27 protein-coding genes and 2 pseudogenes are annotated in these 22,086 nt (G+C 61.9%); 10 read left to right on the top strand and 19 right to left on the bottom strand.

The features are described 5' to 3' along the window. The first annotated feature begins 1,970 nt into the window (after positions 1-1,970). Positions 1,971-2,231: a hypothetical protein gene (locus ACXX9E_RS29625; protein ID WP_458556765.1), complete on the top strand. Its 261-nt coding sequence runs from the start codon at positions 1,971-1,973 to the stop codon at positions 2,229-2,231. 442 nt (positions 2,232-2,673) lie between these two features. Beyond that, complete coding sequence (locus ACXX9E_RS29620; protein ID WP_458556764.1) at positions 2,674-2,883, top strand: hypothetical protein; 210 nt, start codon at positions 2,674-2,676, stop codon at positions 2,881-2,883. On the opposite strand, the gene ACXX9E_RS29615 is transcribed toward ACXX9E_RS29620, so the two are convergent. Further along, complete coding sequence (locus ACXX9E_RS29615) at positions 2,865-3,011, bottom strand: hypothetical protein (RefSeq protein WP_458556763.1); 147 nt, start codon at positions 3,009-3,011, stop codon at positions 2,865-2,867. The two genes, ACXX9E_RS29620 and ACXX9E_RS29615, sit on opposite strands and share 19 nt — an antisense overlap. Before the next feature lie 621 nt (positions 3,012-3,632). Further along, positions 3,633-3,911, bottom strand: coding sequence for a hypothetical protein (locus tag ACXX9E_RS29610; RefSeq protein ID WP_458556762.1), 279 nt, complete (start codon positions 3,909-3,911; stop codon positions 3,633-3,635). Between the two features lie 528 nt (positions 3,912-4,439). Here ACXX9E_RS29610 and ACXX9E_RS29605 point away from each other — a divergent pair. Next, entirely contained in the window at positions 4,440-4,703 is a 264-nt protein-coding gene (locus ACXX9E_RS29605; protein WP_458556761.1) for a hypothetical protein, read from the top strand. A gap of 229 nt (positions 4,704-4,932) precedes the next feature. Here ACXX9E_RS29605 and ACXX9E_RS29600 read toward each other — a convergent pair whose 3' ends face one another. The 3 genes from ACXX9E_RS29600 to ACXX9E_RS29590 form a co-directional block, all read right to left on the bottom strand. After that, a complete protein-coding gene (locus ACXX9E_RS29600) occupies positions 4,933-5,202 on the bottom strand; it encodes a hypothetical protein (RefSeq protein ID WP_458556760.1) in 270 nt (89 codons plus the stop codon). A 222-nt stretch (positions 5,203-5,424) separates the two neighbouring features. Continuing rightward, positions 5,425-5,619: a hypothetical protein gene (locus tag ACXX9E_RS29595; RefSeq protein ID WP_458556759.1), complete on the bottom strand. Its 195-nt coding sequence runs from the start codon at positions 5,617-5,619 to the stop codon at positions 5,425-5,427. 736 nt (positions 5,620-6,355) lie between these two features. Beyond that, positions 6,356-6,706 carry a hypothetical protein gene (locus ACXX9E_RS29590; RefSeq protein ID WP_458556758.1) on the bottom strand — a complete coding sequence of 117 codons (351 nt, stop codon included), beginning with the start codon at positions 6,704-6,706 and terminating at the stop codon, positions 6,356-6,358. Between the two features lie 698 nt (positions 6,707-7,404). Between ACXX9E_RS29590 and ACXX9E_RS29585 the strand changes: the two genes are divergently transcribed. Both ACXX9E_RS29585 and ACXX9E_RS29580 read left to right on the top strand, forming a co-directional pair. After that, positions 7,405-8,010, top strand: coding sequence for a hypothetical protein (locus tag ACXX9E_RS29585; protein ID WP_458556757.1), 606 nt, complete (start codon positions 7,405-7,407; stop codon positions 8,008-8,010). A gap of 314 nt (positions 8,011-8,324) precedes the next feature. Continuing rightward, on the top strand, positions 8,325-8,564 hold the full coding sequence (locus ACXX9E_RS29580) for a hypothetical protein (protein WP_458556756.1): 240 nt from the start codon (positions 8,325-8,327) through the stop codon (positions 8,562-8,564). A 1,443-nt stretch (positions 8,565-10,007) separates the two neighbouring features. Here ACXX9E_RS29580 and ACXX9E_RS29575 read toward each other — a convergent pair. The 3 genes and pseudogenes from ACXX9E_RS29575 to ACXX9E_RS29565 all read right to left on the bottom strand — a co-directional run. Then, positions 10,008-10,304, bottom strand: a complete 297-nt coding sequence (locus tag ACXX9E_RS29575; RefSeq protein WP_458556755.1) for a hypothetical protein — start codon at positions 10,302-10,304, stop codon at positions 10,008-10,010. 1,190 nt (positions 10,305-11,494) lie between these two features. Beyond that, the gene (locus tag ACXX9E_RS29570; RefSeq protein ID WP_458556754.1) at positions 11,495-11,848 is read right to left on the bottom strand and encodes a hypothetical protein; all 354 of its coding nucleotides are present in this window, start codon (positions 11,846-11,848) and stop codon (positions 11,495-11,497) included. A 230-nt stretch (positions 11,849-12,078) separates the two neighbouring features. Further along, positions 12,079-12,908: pseudogene (locus tag ACXX9E_RS29565) on the bottom strand (metal ABC transporter permease); the annotation flags it as partial. A gap of 162 nt (positions 12,909-13,070) precedes the next feature. Between ACXX9E_RS29565 and ACXX9E_RS29560 the strand changes: the two are divergent. Continuing rightward, positions 13,071-13,517 (top strand): hypothetical protein, encoded by a 447-nt coding sequence (locus ACXX9E_RS29560; protein WP_458556753.1) that lies wholly within the window; start codon positions 13,071-13,073, stop codon positions 13,515-13,517. A 276-nt stretch (positions 13,518-13,793) separates the two neighbouring features. On the opposite strand, the gene ACXX9E_RS29555 is transcribed toward ACXX9E_RS29560, so the two are convergent. Beyond that, positions 13,794-14,072: a hypothetical protein gene (locus tag ACXX9E_RS29555; protein ID WP_458556752.1), complete on the bottom strand. Its 279-nt coding sequence runs from the start codon at positions 14,070-14,072 to the stop codon at positions 13,794-13,796. Positions 14,073-14,346: 274 nt separating this feature from the next. Next, the gene (locus tag ACXX9E_RS29550) at positions 14,347-14,586 is read right to left on the bottom strand and encodes a hypothetical protein (protein ID WP_458556751.1); all 240 of its coding nucleotides are present in this window, start codon (positions 14,584-14,586) and stop codon (positions 14,347-14,349) included. Between the two features lie 50 nt (positions 14,587-14,636). Here ACXX9E_RS29550 and ACXX9E_RS29545 point away from each other — a divergent pair, with 50 nt between their 5' ends. Continuing rightward, entirely contained in the window at positions 14,637-14,846 is a 210-nt protein-coding gene (locus ACXX9E_RS29545; RefSeq protein WP_458556750.1) for a hypothetical protein, read from the top strand. Here ACXX9E_RS29545 and ACXX9E_RS29540 read toward each other — a convergent pair. The 4 genes from ACXX9E_RS29540 to ACXX9E_RS29525 form a co-directional block, all read right to left on the bottom strand. Continuing rightward, on the bottom strand, positions 14,834-15,202 hold the full coding sequence (locus tag ACXX9E_RS29540; RefSeq protein ID WP_458556749.1) for a hypothetical protein: 369 nt from the start codon (positions 15,200-15,202) through the stop codon (positions 14,834-14,836). The genes ACXX9E_RS29545 and ACXX9E_RS29540 overlap by 13 nt on opposite strands. 1,074 nt (positions 15,203-16,276) lie before the next feature. Further along, a complete protein-coding gene (locus tag ACXX9E_RS29535; protein ID WP_458556748.1) occupies positions 16,277-16,771 on the bottom strand; it encodes a hypothetical protein in 495 nt (164 codons plus the stop codon). After that, entirely contained in the window at positions 16,746-17,030 is a 285-nt protein-coding gene (locus ACXX9E_RS29530; protein ID WP_458556747.1) for a hypothetical protein, read from the bottom strand. The genes ACXX9E_RS29535 and ACXX9E_RS29530 overlap by 26 nt, the downstream gene beginning before the upstream one ends. A gap of 592 nt (positions 17,031-17,622) precedes the next feature. Further along, entirely contained in the window at positions 17,623-17,868 is a 246-nt protein-coding gene (locus tag ACXX9E_RS29525) for a hypothetical protein (RefSeq protein ID WP_458556746.1), read from the bottom strand. A gap of 905 nt (positions 17,869-18,773) precedes the next feature. Between ACXX9E_RS29525 and ACXX9E_RS29520 the strand changes: the two are divergent. Both ACXX9E_RS29520 and ACXX9E_RS29515 read left to right on the top strand, forming a co-directional pair. Next, positions 18,774-18,842 (top strand): annotated as a pseudogene (locus ACXX9E_RS29520) (hypothetical protein); the annotation flags it as partial. A 33-nt stretch (positions 18,843-18,875) separates the two neighbouring features. Further along, the gene (locus tag ACXX9E_RS29515) at positions 18,876-19,229 is read left to right on the top strand and encodes a hypothetical protein (RefSeq protein ID WP_458556768.1); all 354 of its coding nucleotides are present in this window, start codon (positions 18,876-18,878) and stop codon (positions 19,227-19,229) included. A gap of 645 nt (positions 19,230-19,874) precedes the next feature. Here ACXX9E_RS29515 and ACXX9E_RS29510 read toward each other — a convergent pair. The 3 genes from ACXX9E_RS29510 to ACXX9E_RS29500 all read right to left on the bottom strand — a co-directional run bounded on the left by ACXX9E_RS29510 (position 19,875) and on the right by ACXX9E_RS29500 (position 20,844). Then, the gene (locus tag ACXX9E_RS29510) at positions 19,875-20,171 is read right to left on the bottom strand and encodes a hypothetical protein (RefSeq protein WP_458556745.1); all 297 of its coding nucleotides are present in this window, start codon (positions 20,169-20,171) and stop codon (positions 19,875-19,877) included. 109 nt (positions 20,172-20,280) lie between these two features. Beyond that, on the bottom strand, positions 20,281-20,520 hold the full coding sequence (locus ACXX9E_RS29505; RefSeq protein ID WP_458556744.1) for a hypothetical protein: 240 nt from the start codon (positions 20,518-20,520) through the stop codon (positions 20,281-20,283). A gap of 192 nt (positions 20,521-20,712) precedes the next feature. Further along, positions 20,713-20,844, bottom strand: coding sequence for a hypothetical protein (locus ACXX9E_RS29500; RefSeq protein WP_458556743.1), 132 nt, complete (start codon positions 20,842-20,844; stop codon positions 20,713-20,715). A gap of 119 nt (positions 20,845-20,963) precedes the next feature. Between ACXX9E_RS29500 and ACXX9E_RS29495 the strand changes: the two genes are divergently transcribed. After that, on the top strand, positions 20,964-21,104 hold the full coding sequence (locus ACXX9E_RS29495; RefSeq protein WP_458556742.1) for a hypothetical protein: 141 nt from the start codon (positions 20,964-20,966) through the stop codon (positions 21,102-21,104). Here ACXX9E_RS29495 and ACXX9E_RS29490 read toward each other — a convergent pair. Beyond that, positions 21,101-21,340: a hypothetical protein gene (locus ACXX9E_RS29490; protein WP_458556741.1), complete on the bottom strand. Its 240-nt coding sequence runs from the start codon at positions 21,338-21,340 to the stop codon at positions 21,101-21,103. The two genes, ACXX9E_RS29495 and ACXX9E_RS29490, sit on opposite strands and share 4 nt — an antisense overlap. A gap of 285 nt (positions 21,341-21,625) precedes the next feature. After that, complete coding sequence (locus ACXX9E_RS29485) at positions 21,626-21,823, bottom strand: hypothetical protein (protein WP_458556767.1); 198 nt, start codon at positions 21,821-21,823, stop codon at positions 21,626-21,628. Positions 21,824-22,086: the final 263 nt, after the last annotated feature.

The raw sequence follows: 22,086 nt of genomic DNA, 5'->3' as shown, positions 1-22,086 counted from the left end.
GGCGGCGCGCAGGCCTTCTGATGAATTCGCCTGCCAACCGTGCACATATTCTGGTCTGGGAAACGCTGCAAGCGCGGGCGCATCGGTGGAAAACCAGTATTCACAGGGCGCCGGACGACCTGGCCTATGTGATCCTCGGGTTCGACCGGCCTCGAAAGGCGTGATCGTAAAGACGGCGGTGCCGACGACCAGTTGGCAGAGCGTCATTGCGCTGCAATATAACGAGGCCGATGTGATCGCGCAGACCGCTTCGCAAAAGCTCGATCTTCGGTCTCGCAGTTCCTCGCCGCCAGCGTTGTCGGTGCGCATGGACATACGAACGCCATCGCCACGATCGCCGGGTTGCTGATCATGTGCAGCGCATCACCGTGTGGAACCCGTCGCTGATACAAGGCATGTGTCCTTCGAAACCTATAACCTCGACGGACCTCCTGGATCTGTCCGACTGGCGAAGCGATGCCGCCAGGAACTGGCGCATCAGTGGCTGTTTGGTTATTCGCAGATCGGGCTGGTCAATGCTTGCGGTTCCAGCAGTTTTCCGATGACGTGGCGTTTTTCCGCATCGATCACCTGGACCCGCCAGCAGCTACTTGCCGATTCGTTCCACCGACCGACAACAACCTGCTCTATCCGTCGATGGCACTCGAATCATTCATCAGTGTGCGGTGGGTGAGTTGTGTCGTCACCGTTCTCGGTACGTAGATTCATAAGCAATCCGCTCGCACACGCCCGTGAGTACAAACCGTTCGGCGCGCCGGGCGAGCGTCTGTACCGTACACCGTAACCTGGCACACGGCGACGACGATGTATGGATGCGTCGGGCGGCGGACCATAGGTGAAGATTCGCCAGATTTCTCGCATCAAACTGCGGTGGAGGTGGACGCGTCCCGCGAGCAATCCAAATAATCCAATTGACCATCAAGATGTCCAGGGGTCGATCCACAAGACACTCATTCGCTATGTTGACGGCGGATTCGGCGCTCGATGCAAGCGAACACCTCGAACGGATCAGCCAGACGCTGCGCCGCGGAACTGCGGATGCCGTGGTGCACTGCACCTGGTTATAGCTGCGACAAGCTGCGCATGACGCAACGGCAAACTCGACCGCAAGGCCCTGCCGGCGCTGGAGATGGGCCAGTTGCCGAGCACGGTACCTGGCACCGCGCAACCGGCTCGACGACCTGGCAACTGGTCCGAGGTATTGAAGGTCGACAAGGTCGGCGTGCGCGACAACTACTGGAGTTCGGCGAGCAACTGGTCTACGCACAGATCGCTCCGCAGCGCGGAACACCTGCCCGACGCAATACCGCTGCAGCAATGCTCGGTGCAACCAGGTCCAGGAACTGACCAGGTCATCGAAGCCTGGCGGCCAGTGACATCACCGAGGACAAGGTGGATCAGTTGAATGACCTGATGGCGGGCTGGAAGGGTTGTGATTGTGCACCCGTCACAACCAACACCCACATGATGAACATGTCACGACGTTTGTGTGCAGCATCCGAACCTGTGGCACTGGCTTGCCAGCGATCACATAGTGATTTGAACACAGAGTGAACCCGGCACATTCGCGTTAGGTTCCAGGTTGACAACAGTTCAGCGGCTCGGCTGCTTACAGTTCTTTCTACCGCGGGGGTGATTTCGATAGCTTCCACAGTAACGAGACAGCATCTTGCGCTTACGTGATCAAGGCGCGGCCCGGCCGTGTTGCTGGCGGCGGATCTGTCCGGCTAGCCGCCATGTGGGCGCAGATCTAGCTGTCGCAGCTGTCGGGTGATCACCTGGATCTTTCGGCCACGGTCAGTCCGGCGCGTTGCCGCAAGACCACCGCTTCGCTCGACATAGCCCGTCAGGTCCGGCGTTGCTGGATCGCCTGGTGGACCAGGTCACTCTGGTCGGGGTTCCTGCGGATTCAGAGGCATCTGAGGCGTACGCCGCGCATTGTCGGCGCCACAACCAGGTCAACGGCCTGCGTGCTGATCGACACTTACGTCAGCATCGGCCAGAGCCACTGCCACCGTCTTCTTTCGCTGTTCAGCGAGATGAATTGCGGCAAATCTCTGAGCCTCTGCTTCGACGTCGTGGTGCCCGATCTTTTGCTTGCCCCGTCCGGGCATTTGATCCGCAGTCGAGCACTTGCCAGGGTTTCCACGGCGAAAAAACTGGCACGTATTCGTGCTGACCGTCGCCGACAGCATCGTGCCGATGGGCGTTATTCACCTTCCGTCGGATGATCTGTTCCACGCCTGGGCGAGTTCAATGCGCAGGCCACGCTGGTGCTGTGCAGCAGATCAGCGACCGCAGGCCACCGGCGAACACGGATGGCTTCAGTTTGATTCGTTGCCCTTTCGGTGACGTACCAAAGCCCGGGCATATCTCCGGTCTCGAGATTCCGCAGCATTGTCGACGTGTTGCGGCTTGAGCAGCGCAACCACCACACACATAATAACTTCTTGCCGAGCAAGCCCGCTGCCACAAGGATTTCGATCAGGTGGCGCTTGTAAAGGCCAAGTTCGAAAGGTTCGGGCTTCTGGGCCGAGATCTTCCTTGCTGACGAAGGCGCCTGCTGTTGTACAGCTCACCTTATGCGTCCATGTAGAAATCGCCGGTTCGCCTCATCCAGTTCCTCCATCTGGACTTGCATGTTCGCCGCCAGTTGGTCTCCACCGCCGCGGAATGTCCTTCAAGGCCTTGAGCGACCTGCCCACCTTGCTGGTGGTAGGCCCAGCGCCTGGCCGGATCCTTGGCCACCAGGGCGCGCAGCAGTTGCCGCTGTCTGGCGATGATCCCGACCATGATGTGCCGCAACTGCGCTTTCCGGCCTTGACCGAGGGCGTCCTCTTCCAGAACATGCAGGTGCCGGCGGTTCAGGTCGCTGAACCATAGCCGTCGCGGTGGTCCTTGTTGCCGTCCTGAATCCGTGCTCGGCCTCGAACTTCGCCGACCTTGGCAGTGGGCGCCATCACCAGTTTCTGCAACCGTTCGCTGCGCAGGTTCTTGCCGTCGACCGTCATCCAGTTTCCCGAGGCCGCGCGTGCTTGCCATCCGGGGTCAGGTAAAGCGCCATCCACGGTTCTGGTATATTGCGCCAGGGCGTGGGCCAGCGCGAAGCCATCGGCATCGAACTGGCCGACGATTTCGCCCTTGGCCTACGATCTGCTTGATCGCCGCCAGCAGGTCTTCAGCAGCCTGCAGCGACAGCAAATGAACAGCAGCGCCGTAGGCGTCGCCGGTGGCAACGGCCATGACCAGTACCTGCCGAGGTCGCTCCGAGCCGTGGCCAGGGTTCAATTGGGAGTGTCTGGCGACGAAACTGTCCATGCGCGAGCCAGTTGCTCGCATCGACAGCGCCCGGGTGCGCCTCTTCGACGCGTCAGTCGGGGCTACGAACCGGGTAGTGTAAGGGCAATGCCATGGAGCCCACCGGCCTGGCCCACTTCGCCCCCCACTACAGTCGAACAACGCATCGTCGGCTCAGGCCCTGGGTTTCGGGAATGGCCGCGCTTTGCATGCTGGCCCTGATGCTGAACGAACAAAACCGGTCGAGTACGTACTGTCGAGCATTGCCAACGGCGTCTCGGCAAGGCGGTGAACCGCCGGGTTAGGCGGCGGTCACCGCGGACCGCCCTGGATGATCACTCCAGCTTGATGACCGCCGGCTGCGCAGGGCGATGTCCCGGCGGAGCGGGTGCTGCTTCGGTTGCAATGCTCATGAACAGGTCGGCCAACAGCCAGAACGGCGCACCACCTTGGCCACGCCAACCCAGCAGCACCGTGACCCCAGGCGCGCAGCTCCGCGATACAGCGCGACGGGCGGCAACACGATCACCGGCAGGCAGACCGCCATGGCGCGGTCGACGATCTGCCACGGTCATTGCGATAATGACCATCACCGCCACGAACGCGATACGCACCAGCCACATGCCCAGCAGGAACAGACTGAACAGCGCGACTCAGGGTCTGCGCCACCGCGTTGGCCGCTGCCGGCCAGGCGGAGCGTCGCCAGCGCGAGGCCTTGATCAGCAGCAGGATGAAGTTCAGCGCAATGGCAAAGTCCCCGAAGTGAAAGTCAGCGTTGATCGGCGTCCTCGGTGGAGTGATCGTGTAGGCATTCCAACATCTTCGGCATCGACTTCGCCGGTGATACCGCCTCGCTGCGGCGCTTCACCGTCGGCGCCGATCCAGACGAACTCGCTGAGCCAAACCTTGTAACGACGAGCAGTTCGCCGCTGACCCCGGCGTTGTCCGCGTAGTCCCAGCTAGCAGGCGCACATCGCTGCAGGCGCACGTAGCCTTCGCCTGGCCGAACGCCTGCTTCTCCATGACTTTGCGCGACGCGCGCAGTTCGGCGTAGTGACGAACAGCGCCAGCTCGGCCCTGGGCCATGGCGGCATCCAGTTCGCGTTGCCGGTGTTCAGGTCCTTGATCGTGGTGAACGCTTCATGACCCGTCGTACCGCGCTGGCCGCACCGGCCGGCGCTGCTTTGTACCTGCCAAGGTTGATACAAATCGTCGCTGCCGCCCGCCGCGCCATCATCGGCAAGCTGCCCGCCAGTACCAACGACGACGAGATCAGGCGCAACACCTGCGCGACCCGGCCATACCCCTCCAATTCTTCCAGCGCCAAGCACGGCGATGACGAGCGGCGCGCCACCACCACCGCGACGACGAATCCAGTTCCAGCGCGACATCGGCAACACGGGTGAGGAACGGAAACCGAAGTGCTGACCAGTTGGTGCAGGTTCGCGGGTTTCGGCCAACGATGCCGACGGTAAGGACCAGGACAACAACTGCGCGCCGATGCCGATGCCAGCGCGAACAGAATGAGCCGTGCAGCGCGTACCGCTCTCGGCGATACCGGCGCCGCCAGTCGTGGGGTCATGCATGGCCAACCAGCAGCCGGACAAGGCGCGGCGCACCGGGCACCAGAATCGGCTAACCGCCGCTGCCGCTGCACCGAGGGCGTGTTCGAGAGCGATCGCGCAACGCCGCCCGGCGATACCAGTTCAGAAAGAAGCCGACATGGTAGTGCCGGCACCAGCGATACAGCCAGCGAACGCCCAGCAGCAGGCGGTTTTGCAGACCAGGCCTGAAGGTTGGCAGCAAGGTCGGCGATAGCCGTGGCGGCGACGCCGGTGCCATGGGACTGGCGTAACTGCTGGCGAGCGCAGACCACGACGGTGTAGCGCCGCTGCCGACGATCATGCCCACAGATCGGCGGCATCGGCAACGAACGCGCAGGGCAACGCCGACAACAGGCCGAGGCCGAAGACGCCAGCGACTTCCAGCAGCGCCACTGGCTGCTGGCCGAGCTGGATTCCGTGCTTCGACGCTCGCCGTGGTGGCGGATGCCTTGCCGCCAGATCGATGACCCGGTTTTGCCGACAGATCGTCGCAGAGTCCCGGCATCGACCGGCCGGCCCTGCGTCAAGCTGGGCCTTGATCTGCCCACTGCGCATAGCCAGATTGGCTAGGCCTTGGCGATACGCGGCTGCTGGCCGAAAAACTGGTGGTGTCGAACTCGCCCTCAGGCAGCGCCGGTTTGTTGCGCCGCAGACCGTCGAATTTCAGGCGTTTCTGGTACAGGTGATAGCCGTCGGTGATCTGCCAGAACAACTCCAACCAGGACTACAAAGTGGGAGGGAGGTGAAGCAAATGCCTTATCAACCAGCAACTTACCAGTTTTTGTCTGGAAAGGGATTTATTTTTCCACCTGGCAGAGCTGGACATGAGCAAGAGCAAACAAAAAGAAAAAAAAATAACACATAGAGAAAAAGCTGTTCCTCTCCAAATAAGTGCACAATGAGCAGCAGCAATTAACCAATGATTAACCGGCCGAGCACCGGTTCAAGGCAGGCCACAGCGGAACCGGGCAGGCTGCTTCATCCACATCAATCAGCCATCTCCACCAATCGCTACCGTGCTCACAAATGTCTTCGTTATTTGTTCAGAATGTAAAGTAACTAGCCACAAACATACAAATCATTCTCACCGCCATCCGTCGTCCCTGTCCGGTAAGGCTTCGAGGCCACAGATTGTCAGCGTCGTGCTACATGCTGATCACTATTCGACAGTTGATCCATCGGTATAGCCATCATTCATGTCGAGAAAGCCGGACGCCTGGCTCTTCAAACCGGTCATTTGCCACCATGCTTACCGCGACGATTGGCTGGAGTGGGGCGAAGGTCGTACCCAGACAGTATTTCCAAGGCTCCATGCTGCGGACCTTGTCCAGGTCCTGATCGTATCCGCGCCATCAGTCGACCATCTAGCTCTCGAAAAGCCAAGACATCGTCGTCGAAGCCACTTTGCGCGTAGGAATCATTCTCATCGTCGTGAAGAACCCAAAGCACAGGGTTCACGTGTGAGTGAACTCACCCGTATTGGCATTGGCTCGCGGGATCTCGCGCACCGGTAGTTGCCAATGTTTGAACCGTTGAATCGTCGATCCTTGAAAAAAGTAGTCCGGTAGACCAACGGCCGTCCACGGCGACGACGTTTCCGAGTGGCATTCTTCTTGATCCGTTTGAGGTTGTCCGTCGCAGTCAGTTTCGACCGCAGGCTGACCAGCGCGACGCAGTAGAGCAGGCGCGAATTCTTCAGTCTTCGTAATCAAACTGATGAGGATCTGGCCTGGTCGATTCCAGGTGACCGCCGGCAAGCGGGTTGCCCGTGCGGCCCGCGCTTTCCGTCGCCGCGCAGCAGCCATGACCACTAATCCTCGCCTGTTGAGCGCCTTTCTGGTGGAGCACCATGCACAAGTATTCGTTTTACGAGAAAAAGCAGCAAGTAATTAGCCACAGTGGTTCCGGTCACCGCTGGCGCCTAGACAGTAGAACACGTGAACGCCGCATCAGAGGGCGCAGCGGTGCTCAAGGTCGCGTTCGACGTGATGGTGCTCAATCTTCGGGCCCTTGCCAACAACGCTCAAGTTGTTGCCGACGGCTCCGTCATTGGCTGAAAACTTAGGTATAAATCTGACCACGCACAACGGTCGCTGACCGGTCAACGGTTTAGCGGCCGACGATACACCTCTCAAGCCATTCAATCTCCAACTGTTCACACCTGCAAACCTGCCTACAGCAAGTAGCCAGGCACATGTCATATAATCGAACGCATGCACTGACTTAGGGCCCGAGCAGTCATTGACTTACAGCTCTGGCCGAGCGACCGTGGACTCACGCCCGCGAGCGATCGCTGCCAAGCATTGCTGCACAACCGTGGCCGGGTCCTATCACCCGAGCAATTTGAAGGACAGCGTGGCGGCTCAACAATTGAAGCTGGAGGGCGGATGCGCTGAACATACATATCCATCACCTCACAGCCAAGGTCGCGAGGCATTGGTCAAAGCATACACACCTCACAGCTATCGCCTGGGCCCGGCCGACAGGTGAGGAGGTCAGAGCCATGATGGTGCTGCGACCTGCGCCTGAGCCTGACCTCGGCGCCACATACACTCGTCGCACTGGCGGCGGCCTGAGAATTGTCGCATGCACCGAGATCATGATGTTTCCCCTCGATCAGCGGCTGGTCGCCTACCGCAGCGAGCGCGTAAATTCAGGCCCGAGCTGCTGGAGCAATTGCCGGCCTTCGAGCGAACAGCGCGCGCGCGACTTCGATGCCGAACAGGTTGAACATCCGGGCATATGGTTTTTGCAGGGTGGTGCGTTGGCCGAGAAAATATTGGCACGTGACCAGCGGTCCAACAGCTGGAAGTTGCCGAGAAAATGGGCTTTCGCACGATCAGATGATCGATGGTCGCCGTGGCGCAGCTTCACCCTTGCCCCGGCGATGTCCGCGTCCGCCAGCCGATCGGCAAATCGAACGCGAAGCATGGATGGTCGACCTGCTGGCCACTTCAGGTGCCGGTGGCGATTGGCATTGCTCGTGTATCTGCCTGCTATGGCTAGATGGACAGGCATCGCGCCGCTGGACCAGTTGCGCAAAGCCTTTGATCAGACGGCAGTGCCGATTCGCTTGACACTGCAATTCCAATCATTTCCCATGAATTGAACTCATTCAACACCCAAAATCGACTTGTTCCAGCGCGTTGAAGAGCCAGTGGAGCATCGTGGAGCGCCACCTCCACCAGTGACGCCGCCCACGAGGAACTGGCAGCCCCGCTGGCACCGAAATAAAGACCCACCTGCCCAGAGATGGCGCATGACCAAGGGCCGCGCATGATCGTCGCTGCGGCACGCCAAGGAGGCACGACCGCCTCCCCTACACACCCCTTGGCGATTGCTGTTGCTGGCGCGGGTGGAAGAAGGCGGTCTTGTCGTTCGATGACCTTCGCGTGCAGCGCCGGGCCAGTCGCGAGGCTGGCGATGCCCGACACCGGCGGTGAGCGCCTGCGCATCCAGTTGAAACTGCCGCCATTCGAGCCGCTGCACCTGCAGATGCCGGCGGTGCTGTCGATTGCGGCGCTGCGCAACTGCTCGACAACGCCTGGCCTGCGTTCATCCGCCGGCAGGTTGTCGTCGGACTTCAGCCTCGAAGCTGTCGGACCAGTAGTTGCGCTTGTAGTCGCGGCCCTGGCCCAGGGCGCCCGAACAGTCCGACGTTGACCCAACGCTTCTGGCGCAACGGCCAGAGCACCCAGTTGTCGGCCTCGGTCTGGCGATCGTTCAGGCAATCGTTCAGCGTTCCGACTGCACGCTCACTTCGACAGCCGCCCGGACGGCTTGCGCATAGAGTTCACCATGGTCAGCGGTTTGAGTTCGCCGGTCACACTCTGTATTGGCGCGTGGGATGGGCTTCTCCAGTCATCCAGCCGCTCCAGGTTGAGGTCGCTGCAGCTTCGACTCCGATGGATTTGGGGGTGCGCGCGTCGAACAGCCCATCTATCGTACGGCCGCCTGGCCGACACCGGCATTATCAGCCGCATCATGAGAACGTCGATCCGCGTTGGTTGTGCACTCGACCACCGCAACAATCCCCGCAAGTCATACCTGGTCCGCCAGCAGTCCGCCGGACACCTCTGTACGTGGCTCGCCGATGCACGTTTCTACCTCAACCTCGCCCTGCGGGACAACCGAGTGGTGCGCATCGCCCTGGCCAGTGGCGACATCGCCCTGTGTCTGGTCCCCGACCGAATGCTTCCGCCGTGGCGTCGGGCGGCGCTGATGGATGATCTCTTCAAGGCTCGTTGCGCCTGCGCGAGGTAGCGGGTCACCTAAACGACACCGTACCGGCGAGGCGTCTATCGCCACCTGGGCTATCGCCAAGCGGCGCCGCCCTTGACCCGTGAAGGTTTGCAGACTGCCCATCGTCCGGTCGTTTCCCGCCTGCGCCTGACAAACGATAAGAGCCTAATCCTCGGACGCTTAAGCGTTTCCAGAACGGGAACCTCATCTGCGCTCCGCAACCAACACACACCTGTCCATGTATGTTTTCGTCACTCCATAGCAACCTGAGGGTCGAAGAGATGTAGAAATAGCCACCAACCTTATCGAACAGTCGTGGGCCGGGTCGCCCTCGGCGCCAGCCGAACGTTGTAGATTTCCGTCGATCGCCGTTGCTCGCTGGCCAAAGCCAGCAGGATGCCAATGGGCCGCAGTTATCCACAGCGCATTCCCCTCAGCGCTAAGAACGTGCGAGGGCCTGTATGTCGAAGAATGTCGAAGGGCGCAGCTCATTGAACTGCTGGCCGGTGCAGCACGTGGCGCTGGGCATGACCACCGCGGGTGTGATGGAGCAATCAGGCAACTGTAGCCGATGGTACAGCTGCGCCACCTCGACCTGACCACGCGGGTCAAGGATGGTTCGTCCAGGATCTGTTCGGTCTACGCCGGCGCTGGCAGCGCGGCGAACGTCCGGTTTCTACGAGCCGACCGGCACCGATGCCGTGGAGCCGGCGCTGAAGGAGCTGATCGCCGCGACCGGGCGCCAGCGCCCCGTGCTGTGCGACTGGCGGTACCAGCAGCATGGTCGACGTCGGCCTGATGGGCAGCCTGGGGCCGAAACCGTTGGGCGCCTTGCTCGTACAGCGCATCCAATTGGTCGATTCCTCAACTACCGCTGCCCAACTCTCGGCCTCGGTGGCGGTTCCCAGTGTCAACGCCAACCTCGGCTCTGGAGACCTGCTCGACGATGCAGAAGCCGGCGTCCAGTTCCGCGGCGGTGGTAGTTGTCGAAGCGGTGCAGGGCGAGATCGTCGCGGACATCGAGTGGCTCGCGGTTTTCGCCGTATAGCCGAGGCCGGCGTTGATCATCGACGATCCAGAGCAACTACTACGCACGGCGAGATCTGTCGCCTTTCGAATGCCGCGCATCACCCCGACGTCGTTGGTCCTGTCCAAAGCCATCAGTGACCTCCTCGGGTGGGTGATTGTTCGCCGACTGGCTCGATCCTCGACAACCAGACGCCCAGCGGCACGTTCCGTGGCAACCGATGGCGATGGCCGCCGGACCTGCCGGATGATGCGTTTATCTGGTCGAACACAAGGTACCGGCACCGCAAAGCCATGGGCGCGCACCCCTCGCGGCGTGTCGCGTTGTGTAGCGCGACTTTCCCGCAACTGGGCGATCTCCGTCGACAGGCCTGATCCTCGATTTGAGCTGGTCGATCCAGTGGCCCCAGTGGACGCGCTCGGTCATCCACCGGCCTTCGCTCACTGGCACCGCTCGTCCGTCTGCAGTGCCTCAACGCGGCCTGATCCTCGAACTGAGCAATGAGTTCACAGCGCGGTGGTGGGGCTCCTCCGCCGCTGGTGATCACTGCCACCGAAAATTGATCGCGTCGCGGTCTTTGCGTTGGCTACGCGTTAGCCACTGCACACTAGCTGTAAATTTTTTTGCACGCCAGCGCGTCTCTACGTACCAGCTCACCTGTCGTGCGGCCCACCTTAACGATGAACCGGCGTGACATCATCTTCGACCGACATCCTCTGGGTCGTGGTGAAGGCGAGGTGCTGGATCTCACCGAGCCTACAAAGCCGTGCACACACCACTCGCACACCCATGTAGGCAAGAGCGCCTGAAAGGAATGCCTGGCCTACATCTGGGAAACGGACCGATACACCACTGAGCCTCGGCAAAATGGAGGCGAGTTACCGCGCAATAAGCTCCGCGAAAACGGAACCGCTGAACCAGAACAGTAGGCAGTTTTCATACAATTTGTGTTTACCGCTTTCCAAGGGGCAGACCTATCGCTAGCGGGTAACGATGAACAGTAACACGGGTTTCAGGGCTGAAACCGAGCCCGCTCGACCTTCACAGCGAAATCCACGTTTTTGCCCTCAGCTCCGCCACCGATCCCGCCGCAGTCGGTGTCGAACACCACCAACAACTCCCGATTCGGCAATCGCCGCTTTCACCAGCTTGGAGGCTGGCAATAATCTGGCACCACCGCGACATCGTTGTCCTTGAGCACGTTGTCGTGGCTCTTCAGATCCTCTCCGTCCACTTCCGCATCCGGTCGAGTCCTCGCCGATCAGCTCCAGTTGAGGCTGCCGATCAAGATAACCGAAGTGATCCTGAGGGCTCATCACTAGATCTACAACAGGCTCCACAAGCGCGCCTCACTGTCGGCACTACAACTGCGCCAGGCGCGCTGTTCAATGCCACCAAACTGCGCCTCAATGGCAGGCCGCGCTCGGCAAGGCGCACGAGGTTCACCACCGTCACGTCGCATCGCCATGTGCTTGGCCGCCAGGCTCATCGCCATGGACGGCTCGCCCAGTTCCACGGCAATGCCCAGCAGGCACGTCCACCAGGCGCGCGGCGTCCGAGTTCGACGTCGGACTGTCCGCCGGCGACGTACAGCGGATCGTCGGCCCACAGCCAGCGCCACGCCGATCACGGCATCGGCGTAGATGACCAGTTCTTCCAAGCGCGGACAGGCCAGCAACAGTGCGAAGTACGCGGTAACGACTTCACCAGTTCCACACCACGCCGTAGAGGTTGACGTCAGTGCCTGGCGGCCTCGCTCAAGCCGTCGTGGATCGGCAACGAGGCCGGCGCCCGCGCAGGGGCTTGGCGTTCGGCCGCCGGCGACCATGTGCCGACCGCGCCGCTCGGCGCGTGGGCCAGGGTCAGGTGTTCCATGAAGACGTCGTTTATCCAGAGTTCCTTCAACTCGACAACCCCGCGCGCGATCGCGGCGAGGGCGAAGGCGACCAGCGACCAAATGATCGGCCGGCGCAACTGAATCGGCAGATCGAACACGATCGGCGCGGAATCCCGGCAAGGTGCTGACCATGGCGATCAGGTCCAGCGCCGAAAAGCCTTCATCGACTGGCTCAGCGACCGCGCCGCGCAGCGGTCGCCACAGCGCCGTTCGGAATCGCGCCGATCACTTTCGCTGCCGCGTCAGGGTGATCGCGTCACCCAGAATCACGAACAGATCATCCAGGTTCTTGCACAGCCACGCCACGTACCGCCACCCGGTTGCCGGTTCCGAACTGGCGAGGACGTCAGTGGGTTACAGCGGCAGCACGGCCATGACAGGCAAACCGACGATGGCCAGCACCACAATCATCCATCTGACCATCATACCAAGCCGGACAACACATTTTCCAAATTGCAGCGGTTGATCTACCACAAAATCAGCAGCAGGCCCGGCAGGCAATGCCGGAGGACACGCCGATGAGGTCCAGCACCAGACCATCCGCGATTTCGCGGTGAGTTGACGATGCCGAACAACAGGCGGTAGCCGACAAGCTGCTCATCAGCCCGGTGCAGGGTGGCCAAGCGGAATCCGATGGCCACGCCGGTCAGCGCCACGTGGCCGACCTTCCAGAAGAAAAACGCGAAGCGCCTGACCACCGCGTGCCAAGGCCGCCGATGCAACCGATGAACAGCCCGCAAGCCGGCGCGTGGCACGACAAAACCGTCGCCGAATGCTTCAAGCAGATGACGACGAAGCCGGCCCTGCGGCCCGTCGAACGGAAGCTTTCATAACTGGTCATCCAGCTCGCTGGTCGATGCAACGAACAAGGTCGCAGGCGTTCCAGGGTCAGCGCCTGCCAGTACGTGGCACATGAACGGCGCGCGACAGTTCGAGCCGGTACGTCGCGATTGGCCAGGCGGGCCGACGGCTTCCAGGTCATGCTCGATCCGCGACGCGGTTGATGCCCTTCGGCACGCCAGTCTGCGAGCAGGCGTTCGAAACCCTCTTGAATCCCGGCTTCATCGAGGGCCTGGCGTTCGGCCTCGTCGAGAAACCCAGGTCGCGGCGATCAACCTGGGCGACACCGCGCTGGTTCGCCGCAGGACAAGGCGCCCATGCGGCATTCGTCCTGGTGCGTACCTTCCAGTGCTTCACCGATGGCGCCGGCGTAGTGTTGCTCAAACCGAGAGACGCCGGGCGACGCTGGCGCATGGCCATGAATGGTGGACCGTCATTGGCAGACCGCGATGGAACTCCAATGCTGTGGCGCGTTAACCGATGGTGCCGGCGCTACCGGCCATTGCCGCTGGCTCGGCCTGATGCGGCATCTGCCGAGCAAGGTCTTGATACAGCGAACTCCGCACCATCGGCAAGCCGTGCGTCCGCGCTGCAGCCCGCCTGGAACTGACGTTGTCGAGAATGGTTGTCGCCGAGCATCTACGACTCGACCTGCGCCAAATTCCAGCGTCGCCCCGAACCTGTGGAGCAGCAGTTGCAACGATCAACTTGCCCGCGATGCGGAGTACGTTGATGATGTGGCAGATCAGCGCCTGGCGGGCCAACTACAGTTCCACCGGGGGTTGCGGTGTATGGCAATAGGTTTTCTCGAAATAATGCGCAGAACTCCTCGATCGCCGGCCAGGCGGTAAGGTCGCAGTTCCTTCGTCTTGTCGGCATATCACCATCAGGAACTGTCCGACAGCGGGACAGCTTCGACGCCGAACTGCACGCTCCGATGCGACGTTGCGTCAACGGGAAGTCCGTCTCCAGAAAAATCCGCTTCCGCATTCGACTCGCGCAGTTGATCGATGGTCTTTTTCGATTGGCTCGGCTTCGGCTGGATGCCGTGGCGGCCGACCACGGCAGCGGCTTCCAGACCGAACTCGCGCAGCAGGTCGCGTAGCTCCACGTGCACCGTGGCCACGCGCAGTTCGGCGTTCGGCGCCTGGGTCAGTTCGCCCATGCCGTCGCGCGCGTACTGGCAGAGCGTTGCCGTAGGCGCCAGGCGTTCTCGGTATCATCTTCGCGTCTGTTCCAGGTAGAGCTTGCCCAGTTCGCGGGCGATGTTGTTGACCTCGGCGATGAACCTCGCTGATCAACAGGCATGCTGCAATCACCGCTTTCCGCCGGCCCACGCACCGGCGGTGCCGGTCGCGGGTCAGCAGCGGCACGTTTCGTTGGCTTCGATGGGCTTGCCGATGGTTGGCGCAGGTGATGATCCGGTGGCAAGGACATCGTCATGCTCGCTGCCGTTGAGCACGGTGCGCGTCCAGTCCACTGATGCGTTTGATGTCAGCCGGCTGCGTGGGCGTGCAGGTTGAAGCCGCGATCAGCGGCACATGCGGGCCTTGTCGCCGACGATGTTCGCCGCGTCGGCTTGTGATGAGGATCAGGTCGATGTTGATGCACGGCGCTTCGCCGATCACGCTGACCAGCGGCTCCGCCAGCAGGCGCAAGGCCGGCCAGGAGCAGCGCAACAACGGACGGCAAGGAGATCGATTAGGACATCGGCGAACGGTGTCTCTCGATGCCGCGCAGGTCGATGGCGATGTTCGCGGGTAACCCCGGCATCGAATTGCGCGACGATCTGTTCCGGCCGGACAACGACGGCAAGGTCAGCGTCCAGCTGCGGGTGCACGAGCCGCGTCACCAGTTGACCATCCCGGCGCCGGCCTGCGCGTCAGCGGCATCGCGAACGAGACAGCGACAGGCAGGCGTCCTCGGCTATGGCAAATAGGCGCTGTCCGCCCAGCGATTGCAGGGCGTCGCCACCACAACTGAGCCGAACTGGCGTCCTGGCAACAGCGAATCCTTCATCGGCCAAGGTCGGTGGGCAGGGTGTGCTGTTCTCGCGCAGCAGGCGATCTCGTCCAGCGTCACCCCGCAGGTCCTCATCGATGCCCTTGTCGGGCGGCGCTCGATGCACAGCGAGAGCACGTCCAGCTCGTCCTGGACAGCTCCGGCTGATCGTCCACCGCGCAGCACCACCACCGAACCGGCAATCACCAGGATCAGCAGGCACAACAGCAGCACATTGAGGGTTTCATGCCCAGCACCGCCAGGCGCGCCGATATGCTCTGGTTGGCTCGTCATGGGGCCTCGATATCGGCTGGTCGTCGACCGCGTGGCCCGGGCTTACATCGAACAGCGCGTGAATTCGGGCACCGGCTTCTTCGAGGGTGGGCGTTCGGCGCGGTTTGCCGGTACCAGGGGTTCGTCTCATCATAACCGGGATCGCGTCGAAGGTCACCCCTGCGCACCGCTGCCGTCGGAACCCGCCGGTGCGTCTCGATCTGCTCAGCGTCGATCGCTTTGCGCTTCTGGCGCATTGGACCTCGCCGGCACGGTCTGGAGTGCGCACCGAGCACCAGCAGGCGGCACTCAACCGCAGGCGCGAGCGTCGGAGCAGGGTGATGGGTTTCGACTTCTTGTTTGTTCGCCAGGCCAGCGTGGCGGGGAGGCCTGGCTCAATGGGGATCGACCTGGTAGTTCTTGCCGTACCACCTTCCATGGTGATTCCACAGTTCGGCGTCGGGACAGGATCTTTTCCAGATCGGCGTTTGCGTACCATGCGGTAGGAGGGTGCGGAAGTCGGTGCCAGCAGCGCGCAGCTGCGTCGCTTGCCGATGCGCGGGTCGGTGGCCTTGACCTGCTGGATGCCGGTCTTGGCAGACGCCGACGCTGAAGTTCTTCATGTAGCCGGCCGGGCCAGTCAGTACCAGCACTTCGTTTTTCGCAGTTGCGCGGAACGGCTACCACGGACCAACCTGGATCTTCTCGCCGTTCCCGTTGCCGCAAGACCGCTGTCGCAGGCGGAAGCGGCGAAGCGTCGCGAAGGTCTTCACATGAAGCCAGCGGGATCAACAACAGCAGGGCATTTCGATATGGAAGAACGCCATTGCGCCCACAAGCATAACAGGGCGAAGATCGCGTGGTTGGCCTGGACTTGCTCCACGGCTCGGCCTGCGAAGGTTCCACAGCTTCATGACCAGTTGGCCTTGATGCGGTTTTTCTTGTCCTCGCGCTCCGACGCGTGGCCGTGGCCAGGGCGGTAAGCTGGTTGATCGGACCAGGGCCGCTCGTAGTCGGGCTCAGCAGCAGGCCGAAGAAGCGGATCAACTCGATCCAGATACCGCCGAGTCGCGGATCTGCAGCAGGCGCATCGACTCATGGTGGAACCCGGCGACGATCAGGAGCAACCGTGAACAGCAGTACGCACCATTGTACCGGGTTGACGTGGCGATCTGAACGTTCGGCGATCACCGCGTCCACCGATCGCTGGTGGCTGTGGCGGTTGCCGCAGCTCGACGAACTGGCTTCCAGCGCGAATACTGCCTGGGCGATTTTCAACGACCAGGTCCAGCTCATCCGTGGCGATGCGGCCGCGGAAATCAGCGGCGCTTTCCACGGACATCGCCGGAATGATCGCTTCGCTGGAGATCGAATGTCGGTGCTGGCGAACAGAGATCGCGCGATCAGAACCGGGTCAGGTGATGGAGTTGCCGGCGATGAACCGGAGTCGAACCAGGGATTGGCGCGTCGATGGAAGTCGCCCAGAAGATGCCGGCGCAGTGGCGAGGCCCGCAGGGTGCGCGCAGAGCCTTCCAGAATTTTTTGTAGACCACCAGGCCGGTGATCAACGACACCACGTCGCAGGCGCAATGACACAGTTCCAGGCCCAGCTGTGCACGTAGTTGAACAGCACCAGCCACCAGCCATGCAGGCGCGGGTCGAGGCTTGAAGATCGAAGCTGGGCGCGGTGCGGGACGGTCACCGCCGGTGCTCTGTCCTTGAATTCGTGGCTGGACCGATCAGCGAGGGCGGCACGCCATAGATCGCTGGCTGTAACGTCCAGGGCCGCAACTGGTAGCGGCTGATGCTTTCCGCCAGGGGTTTGCGGTTCGGCGGTTTTGATCCACACCAGGAAAATTTCCTCGTCGTGCGTTGAGCCGTGGGGCGTCGTCCAACCGTGAGCTGGCGTTCCAGGTTGGCGAGCAGGACGATACCTGACTGACCACCGCCAATGTTCCGGTGGCGCGGGTCGTCGACACAAAACCAGATCGGTGATGTCCACGGCTATGCACCAGGACCCACAGGTCGAAGCGGATCTCTTCGACATGATTGCGCATCTGATAGGGTGAAGGACGGCCGGTGGCTCGGGCTCGCGCAGCCCACAGCATCCCCGAGGACCCGGTCATGGCGCTTGCCAGTTACGCAACAGCCCTGCATCTGTCTATAGGAGACGGTGGCGAGGGCAATTGCCGATGAGGATGTGAAGTAGATGTTTCGGCGGTTTCGCTGATGTGCCTGCCCCGCGAGGGTGCGCCGGGGTTTGAACACGATTCATCATCTGCGCCATCACTGTCCGCCGATTGATGGCCGGCCCCGCTCCCTATGATGGAAACCACACGGTTCCCCTCATAACGCTTTGATGGTCCCCAGAACCCTCTACAACAACATATGACTCGCGCACGTGTAGCCCTCGACGATGCGGGCCACGTGCTGCTGCTCCTCTAAACCGGCGGATCGTAGACGAAAATCTTCGCCGCCCGCAGGCCTTCCGTGCGGCTGGGCCAGGCGGTTCGGCGGCGGCGCAGGCGCTGGCAGATGATGCTCATCGCGTCAACCAGACGGCGCCGCTGCGTGGCGGCTATGCCGAAGATGCCGGCGGGGCGCGGCAGGTTGGTCTGGCGGAACTGCCGTGACTTCAGATCGAGCTTGTTCGACATCATGTTCGACAAGCGCCAGGGCATCGACATGTGATCGCCCCGGAGCGGGTTGATCCTGCGGGGCATGGTCATTGCCGCTGGCGACACCCGCACCACGACCTCTGGTCCTGGGTGCATCGATTTCGGCGTCGGCCTCCAGATCGAGCACTGCTGGCCTCGCGGACCTGGTCTATAAACGCCTGAAAAGCCCTGCATTGAGTCGTCGATGGCAACTGGCGCCGGGCCTGACGTCGAAGACCTGATCATGGCGCTGATGGATCAGAGATCGGTGCGTCCGGGCAGCTCCAGTTGTTCGCCATCATATCCAGGGCGACGAGTAATACCCTGAGCGTCGAAGCCCGCATGACCATCTCCGACATAGCGGTTGAGCCCGCGCCCGCGGCGTTTCGTGGCCCCCGGGATGAGGAAGTGTTGGCTTCTGTAGAAAGGCAAACCGCGTGCACAAGGTGAGCTGTGGGAGCAAGAGCTCCTTGAAGACATGGCACGAATTCACAGTGATCCCGGGGCACTATTTGACCGGAAATCTTCCCTTCAATCCCCGTCAACTCGAAACAATAAACCACTCAGCCAATTGGGACAAGGATCCCGATGGGCGCGCGAGTGCCCGATCCGCAAACCGTCGACAATCTGATCCTGCGTCTCAACATCGCCGCGCCCTCAACTATGGGCCTGGAACCGGGCATGGCGCTGCAGCGAATCGTCATCGGCCGCACTTTCATTCGGCTCGTCCACCGACGCCAGATCGAAGATTTCCTCAGCCGATGCCACCATGTTGTGCGTCGTCGCCGAGGATCACCGCAGGGCGTGTGCGGCGATGATCGTGCCCGGCTCCATCGCCATCACGCCCCAGGCCGAAGCTGAAGGCCGCGCAGTACTTATCGACGCGGTTTCGATGGCGTCGGTCTGGTTGTAGATGTGCCTCCGCAATCGAAGCGATGGACGTGCTCGCCCCAGCAACCGCTGTGCTTGCCGACGCCAACCGCAATTCGAAGGCTCGCCCAGGTACAAGTGCGCGTACCCACCTGATGGAGCCGGCGATGGTCGCCGCCGCCGCGATCCGCGGTCATGTCACCGACATCCACCAGCTTTCGAGAACACCAGGTGGACTGCAACCCTTCGCCGGCATCGCCGGCCAGGCCGCGCCAGTTGCTGGCGGCAAGCGTCGACACCGGCGTGATCATGCCCAAGCCGCATCCGAAGGCGTCGACCGTGGGCCTGGTCAGGAACTCTTCGACCTGCGATTCCGCCAGATGGCCTGGCCGATCCCGCATTCAGTTGTCCGACCCGGCCTCGTGACCAGGTCAAGTTCCTGGTCGTCGGTCCTAACTTGGCTCTGGTTTCCACATGACACCATGTCGGGCTTGCAGCAAAATGGGCAACTCGCGCGCTGATCGGCGGCAGATTTACAGAATTTTTTGATAACTGCAGCACAACGAGGGTGTTGTTGGTACCTGGACGGGCGCGGTTCAGCGGATCGAGCGCTTCTGGGCAGCCTCGACGGCGCGGATCAGCATTGATCTGGAGGCGCGACGCGTCCTGGCGGATGGCAGCGTGATCGGGCCCAGATCGACGCTTTCCAAAACCGCGCTGCTGCTGCGCTGCGACCGTGGGCGGCGCCTTCCGACGCCGCGACAGATCGAGGCTCGAACACCAACACTGGCCGGCGGCCTTGGCTTTCCTGATATCCCTTTGTGGGCGTCACCTGTAGCAATGACGGTGTGCGGTTTAGACGATTCTAACTAATACCATGCGCTGCTCGCGAGCAGGCTCACTCCCTACAGGAGGGTTGTGGTGCTCGGCTGTCAGCGATCCTCTTGGAGTGCATTGCGAGACTGCTCGCGCACACGGTACCCCGATGCACAGCCGCGTCGGGTGCAGGCCAACGTTGGCGCGCTATCGCCTGGTCCTCCCAGCACCTGCACCAGCCGCCCTTCACGAGCAGCAACTCCACATCCCACAGTGGAGCACAGCGACGCCGCGTCCGTCCAGCGCCCATTGCCGAGCAATCTCGCCGTTGTTTGACGACAATGGCCCGGCTAACCGCACCGCTTCTTCTCGCCCATGGCGATCCAGTCCAGATGCAGAGGGCGTTGTCGCGCTCCTTGATCACCAGGCAATCGTGCTGCTGCAGTTCCGTCCCAGGTTCTCCGGTACCGCGACGTTGCATCCGACCGGGGCGCGCCGGCGCCCGCCAGTTGCTTGGCCAGGCGCAGCCGGGTGCTGGCGATGTCATCGCCAACGCGGATCTCCAGGTCGAAGCCTTCGTTGATGACGTCCGCCGATAAACAGGTCGAGGCGAATTTCCAGGTCCGATAACGTTCCGCCAGCGACAACTGCGCCCGGTGCGCGTCGTTCGGCCGAAACCGGAGGTTTGCTGCAGATGTACAACGCCCACGTCAGCTATGCGTCGCCGTGGACGGCTCATTCGTGCAGTTGGAGAAGTCATCGAATGCGCGACGCCAAGCGCTGGCCAGTTCGCCGCCCCGTCCTCGGTGAGCAGCGCACCAACTGGTGCGGTGCAGCAGGCGAGTGCAGGGTGGCTTCGAGAATCTGGATGCGTTCCTTGACGTAGGCCGATGACCAGCAGAACTTCATCAGCAGCGAGCCGGCGAAGAGCCGTTCTGGCCGATCATGACGAACCGCGCAGGTCTCGGGGCAGGGGCGGTATTTCTTGTAGGACATGAAGCGAACGCTGACGGCGCAAGACCACCAGGATAACGCCGTTGGCGGCGATTGCTCGCGGTGGCCGATCTCGCTTTGGCGGCACGAGCATGACGGCCAGCAGACTGAGGCGATCGGCGCAGCTTGTCGCGATCCGGGTTGGCCCTGCCCGCGCGGCGATAACCGAGATCCGCGGCACATCTGATGATCTGGTCATCGACGGCGTTCAGCCATGAAACGGTCGACACCGAGGTAGACCACCATCACCGCCACCAGCACCAGTCGGCCGGCACGGCCAGGCCGCCGGCCAGCGCGACGAATCCGGCACCGCCACAGCACCTGCACCTTGGAGGTGGACCTGGCCGGCCCGGCAGAGTCGCTGCTGTTCCAGCGACAAGTCGGTGTTCGTCGGCCTCGGCGAGGAGCCGCACGCCCAGGGTCATGTAGATGTTGGTGCCCATCCCATGAAGGTCGGCGACGACCGCCACGATGCCGACCACCGCCTTCGAGGCCAGGCTTTGCAGGTTTTTCTCGATGCAGTTTCTGGTCGCGCTGATCAGGAAGAGCTTGGTGCCGAGCGCGTCGGCGGTTCGCCTTTCTGCTAGCCGAGCAGTTGAAGATGCTGATGCAAGAACAACCGCGCGATCGCGCCGAGCACGCAGGCCACGAAGATGACGCGGTTCAGGTCAACGTGCCCGATCAGCTTCGACGACGGCGGCGCAGCAACCCCATGCTTGCCGATGGTCGAAGGCGATGCGCGCCGAACGCGCCAATCGGTCCACCCGGCGATCGTCGACGATGCGAAGAACACTTCGCTGGCCTGATTGATAAATGCCCCCACGGCACGCACCCTTCACCGACCATCACCAGCGCCACGCCAACAGCGCCCAACGAACGGCGCAGAATTTCTCCTTGGAGGCGCGTCGAAACGTGCATCGGATCGCATCCAGGAGAAACCCATGATGCCCTGGCCGGTCTCGGCCTGACCGACGATACCAGCAATCGCCGAGGAATCGAGGGTCTTCACGTCAATGTTGAAACCCGGCGCCGGATGCGGCAGATGCGCCGGCAAGGATGCCGATCACCAGGGCGAGGCTCGACACCAGCTCAAAGTACCGCGACGCTTTCAGCCGACCCGGCCCAACCTGTTGCACGTCGTGGTCGTGATGCCCAGAACCACCATCCAGAAGAATGGATCAGGCCGATGATCATCTCCAATAAGAGTTTCAATGAAACCGGTCACCCAGCGGCTTGAGTTCGACCTCCGGCCGCCGCCGTAATGGCCGATCGGCACGCCGAGGGCGATGACGAAAGCGCTGTACATAAAGGTTCAGGGATTAGTTTGGATGGTAATTGTCTTATTTCAAGACGATTTCGGCGCATAGCGATCCCGCACGGGCCAGTCGAGGCCGTAGCAGAACGGTTCAGGTCAGAGGCGAAGCAGCAGGTAGACGCAAAGATTGAGCGCTTCGAGCAACAGGTCCGGGACTCGGCGAGGTGGTCGGCCGGCCGGGCAACGCCTGGCCGCTGACATTGCGCTGTTCGCCTGCTGCCATTCCTTGGCGACGAAAGCAACGCCCGGACGGG

It is taken from the genome of Pseudomonas sp. GNP014 (assembly GCF_054344005.1).
This window is presented reverse-complemented; position numbering and strand designations above follow the sequence as displayed.

Coding starts and splice junctions, on each gene's coding strand:
- ACXX9E_RS29620 (WP_458556764.1), top strand. CDS start 2,674: ATGTCCTTCAAGGCCTTGAGCGACCTGCCCACCTTGCTGGTGGTAGGC.
- ACXX9E_RS29615 (WP_458556763.1), bottom strand. CDS start 3,011: ATGACGGTCGACGGCAAGAACCTGCGCAGCGAACGGTTGCAGAAACTG.
- ACXX9E_RS29605 (WP_458556761.1), top strand. CDS start 4,440: ATGACCCGTCGTACCGCGCTGGCCGCACCGGCCGGCGCTGCTTTGTAC.
- ACXX9E_RS29600 (WP_458556760.1), bottom strand. CDS start 5,202: ATGATCGTCGGCAGCGGCGCTACACCGTCGTGGTCTGCGCTCGCCAGC.
- ACXX9E_RS29590 (WP_458556758.1), bottom strand. CDS start 6,706: ATGGCTGCTGCGCGGCGACGGAAAGCGCGGGCCGCACGGGCAACCCGC.
- ACXX9E_RS29585 (WP_458556757.1), top strand. CDS start 7,405: ATGATGGTGCTGCGACCTGCGCCTGAGCCTGACCTCGGCGCCACATAC.
- ACXX9E_RS29580 (WP_458556756.1), top strand. CDS start 8,325: ATGCCCGACACCGGCGGTGAGCGCCTGCGCATCCAGTTGAAACTGCCG.
- ACXX9E_RS29575 (WP_458556755.1), bottom strand. CDS start 10,304: ATGGCTTTGGACAGGACCAACGACGTCGGGGTGATGCGCGGCATTCGA.
- ACXX9E_RS29560 (WP_458556753.1), top strand. CDS start 13,071: ATGCCCTTCGGCACGCCAGTCTGCGAGCAGGCGTTCGAAACCCTCTTG.
- ACXX9E_RS29555 (WP_458556752.1), bottom strand. CDS start 14,072: ATGGGCGAACTGACCCAGGCGCCGAACGCCGAACTGCGCGTGGCCACG.
- ACXX9E_RS29545 (WP_458556750.1), top strand. CDS start 14,637: ATGCCGCGCAGGTCGATGGCGATGTTCGCGGGTAACCCCGGCATCGAA.
- ACXX9E_RS29540 (WP_458556749.1), bottom strand. CDS start 15,202: ATGACGAGCCAACCAGAGCATATCGGCGCGCCTGGCGGTGCTGGGCAT.
- ACXX9E_RS29525 (WP_458556746.1), bottom strand. CDS start 17,868: ATGTCGATGCCCTGGCGCTTGTCGAACATGATGTCGAACAAGCTCGAT.
- ACXX9E_RS29515 (WP_458556768.1), top strand. CDS start 18,876: ATGGTCGCCGCCGCCGCGATCCGCGGTCATGTCACCGACATCCACCAG.
- ACXX9E_RS29505 (WP_458556744.1), bottom strand. CDS start 20,520: ATGTCCTACAAGAAATACCGCCCCTGCCCCGAGACCTGCGCGGTTCGT.
- ACXX9E_RS29495 (WP_458556742.1), top strand. CDS start 20,964: ATGAAGGTCGGCGACGACCGCCACGATGCCGACCACCGCCTTCGAGGC.
- ACXX9E_RS29485 (WP_458556767.1), bottom strand. CDS start 21,823: ATGTACAGCGCTTTCGTCATCGCCCTCGGCGTGCCGATCGGCCATTAC.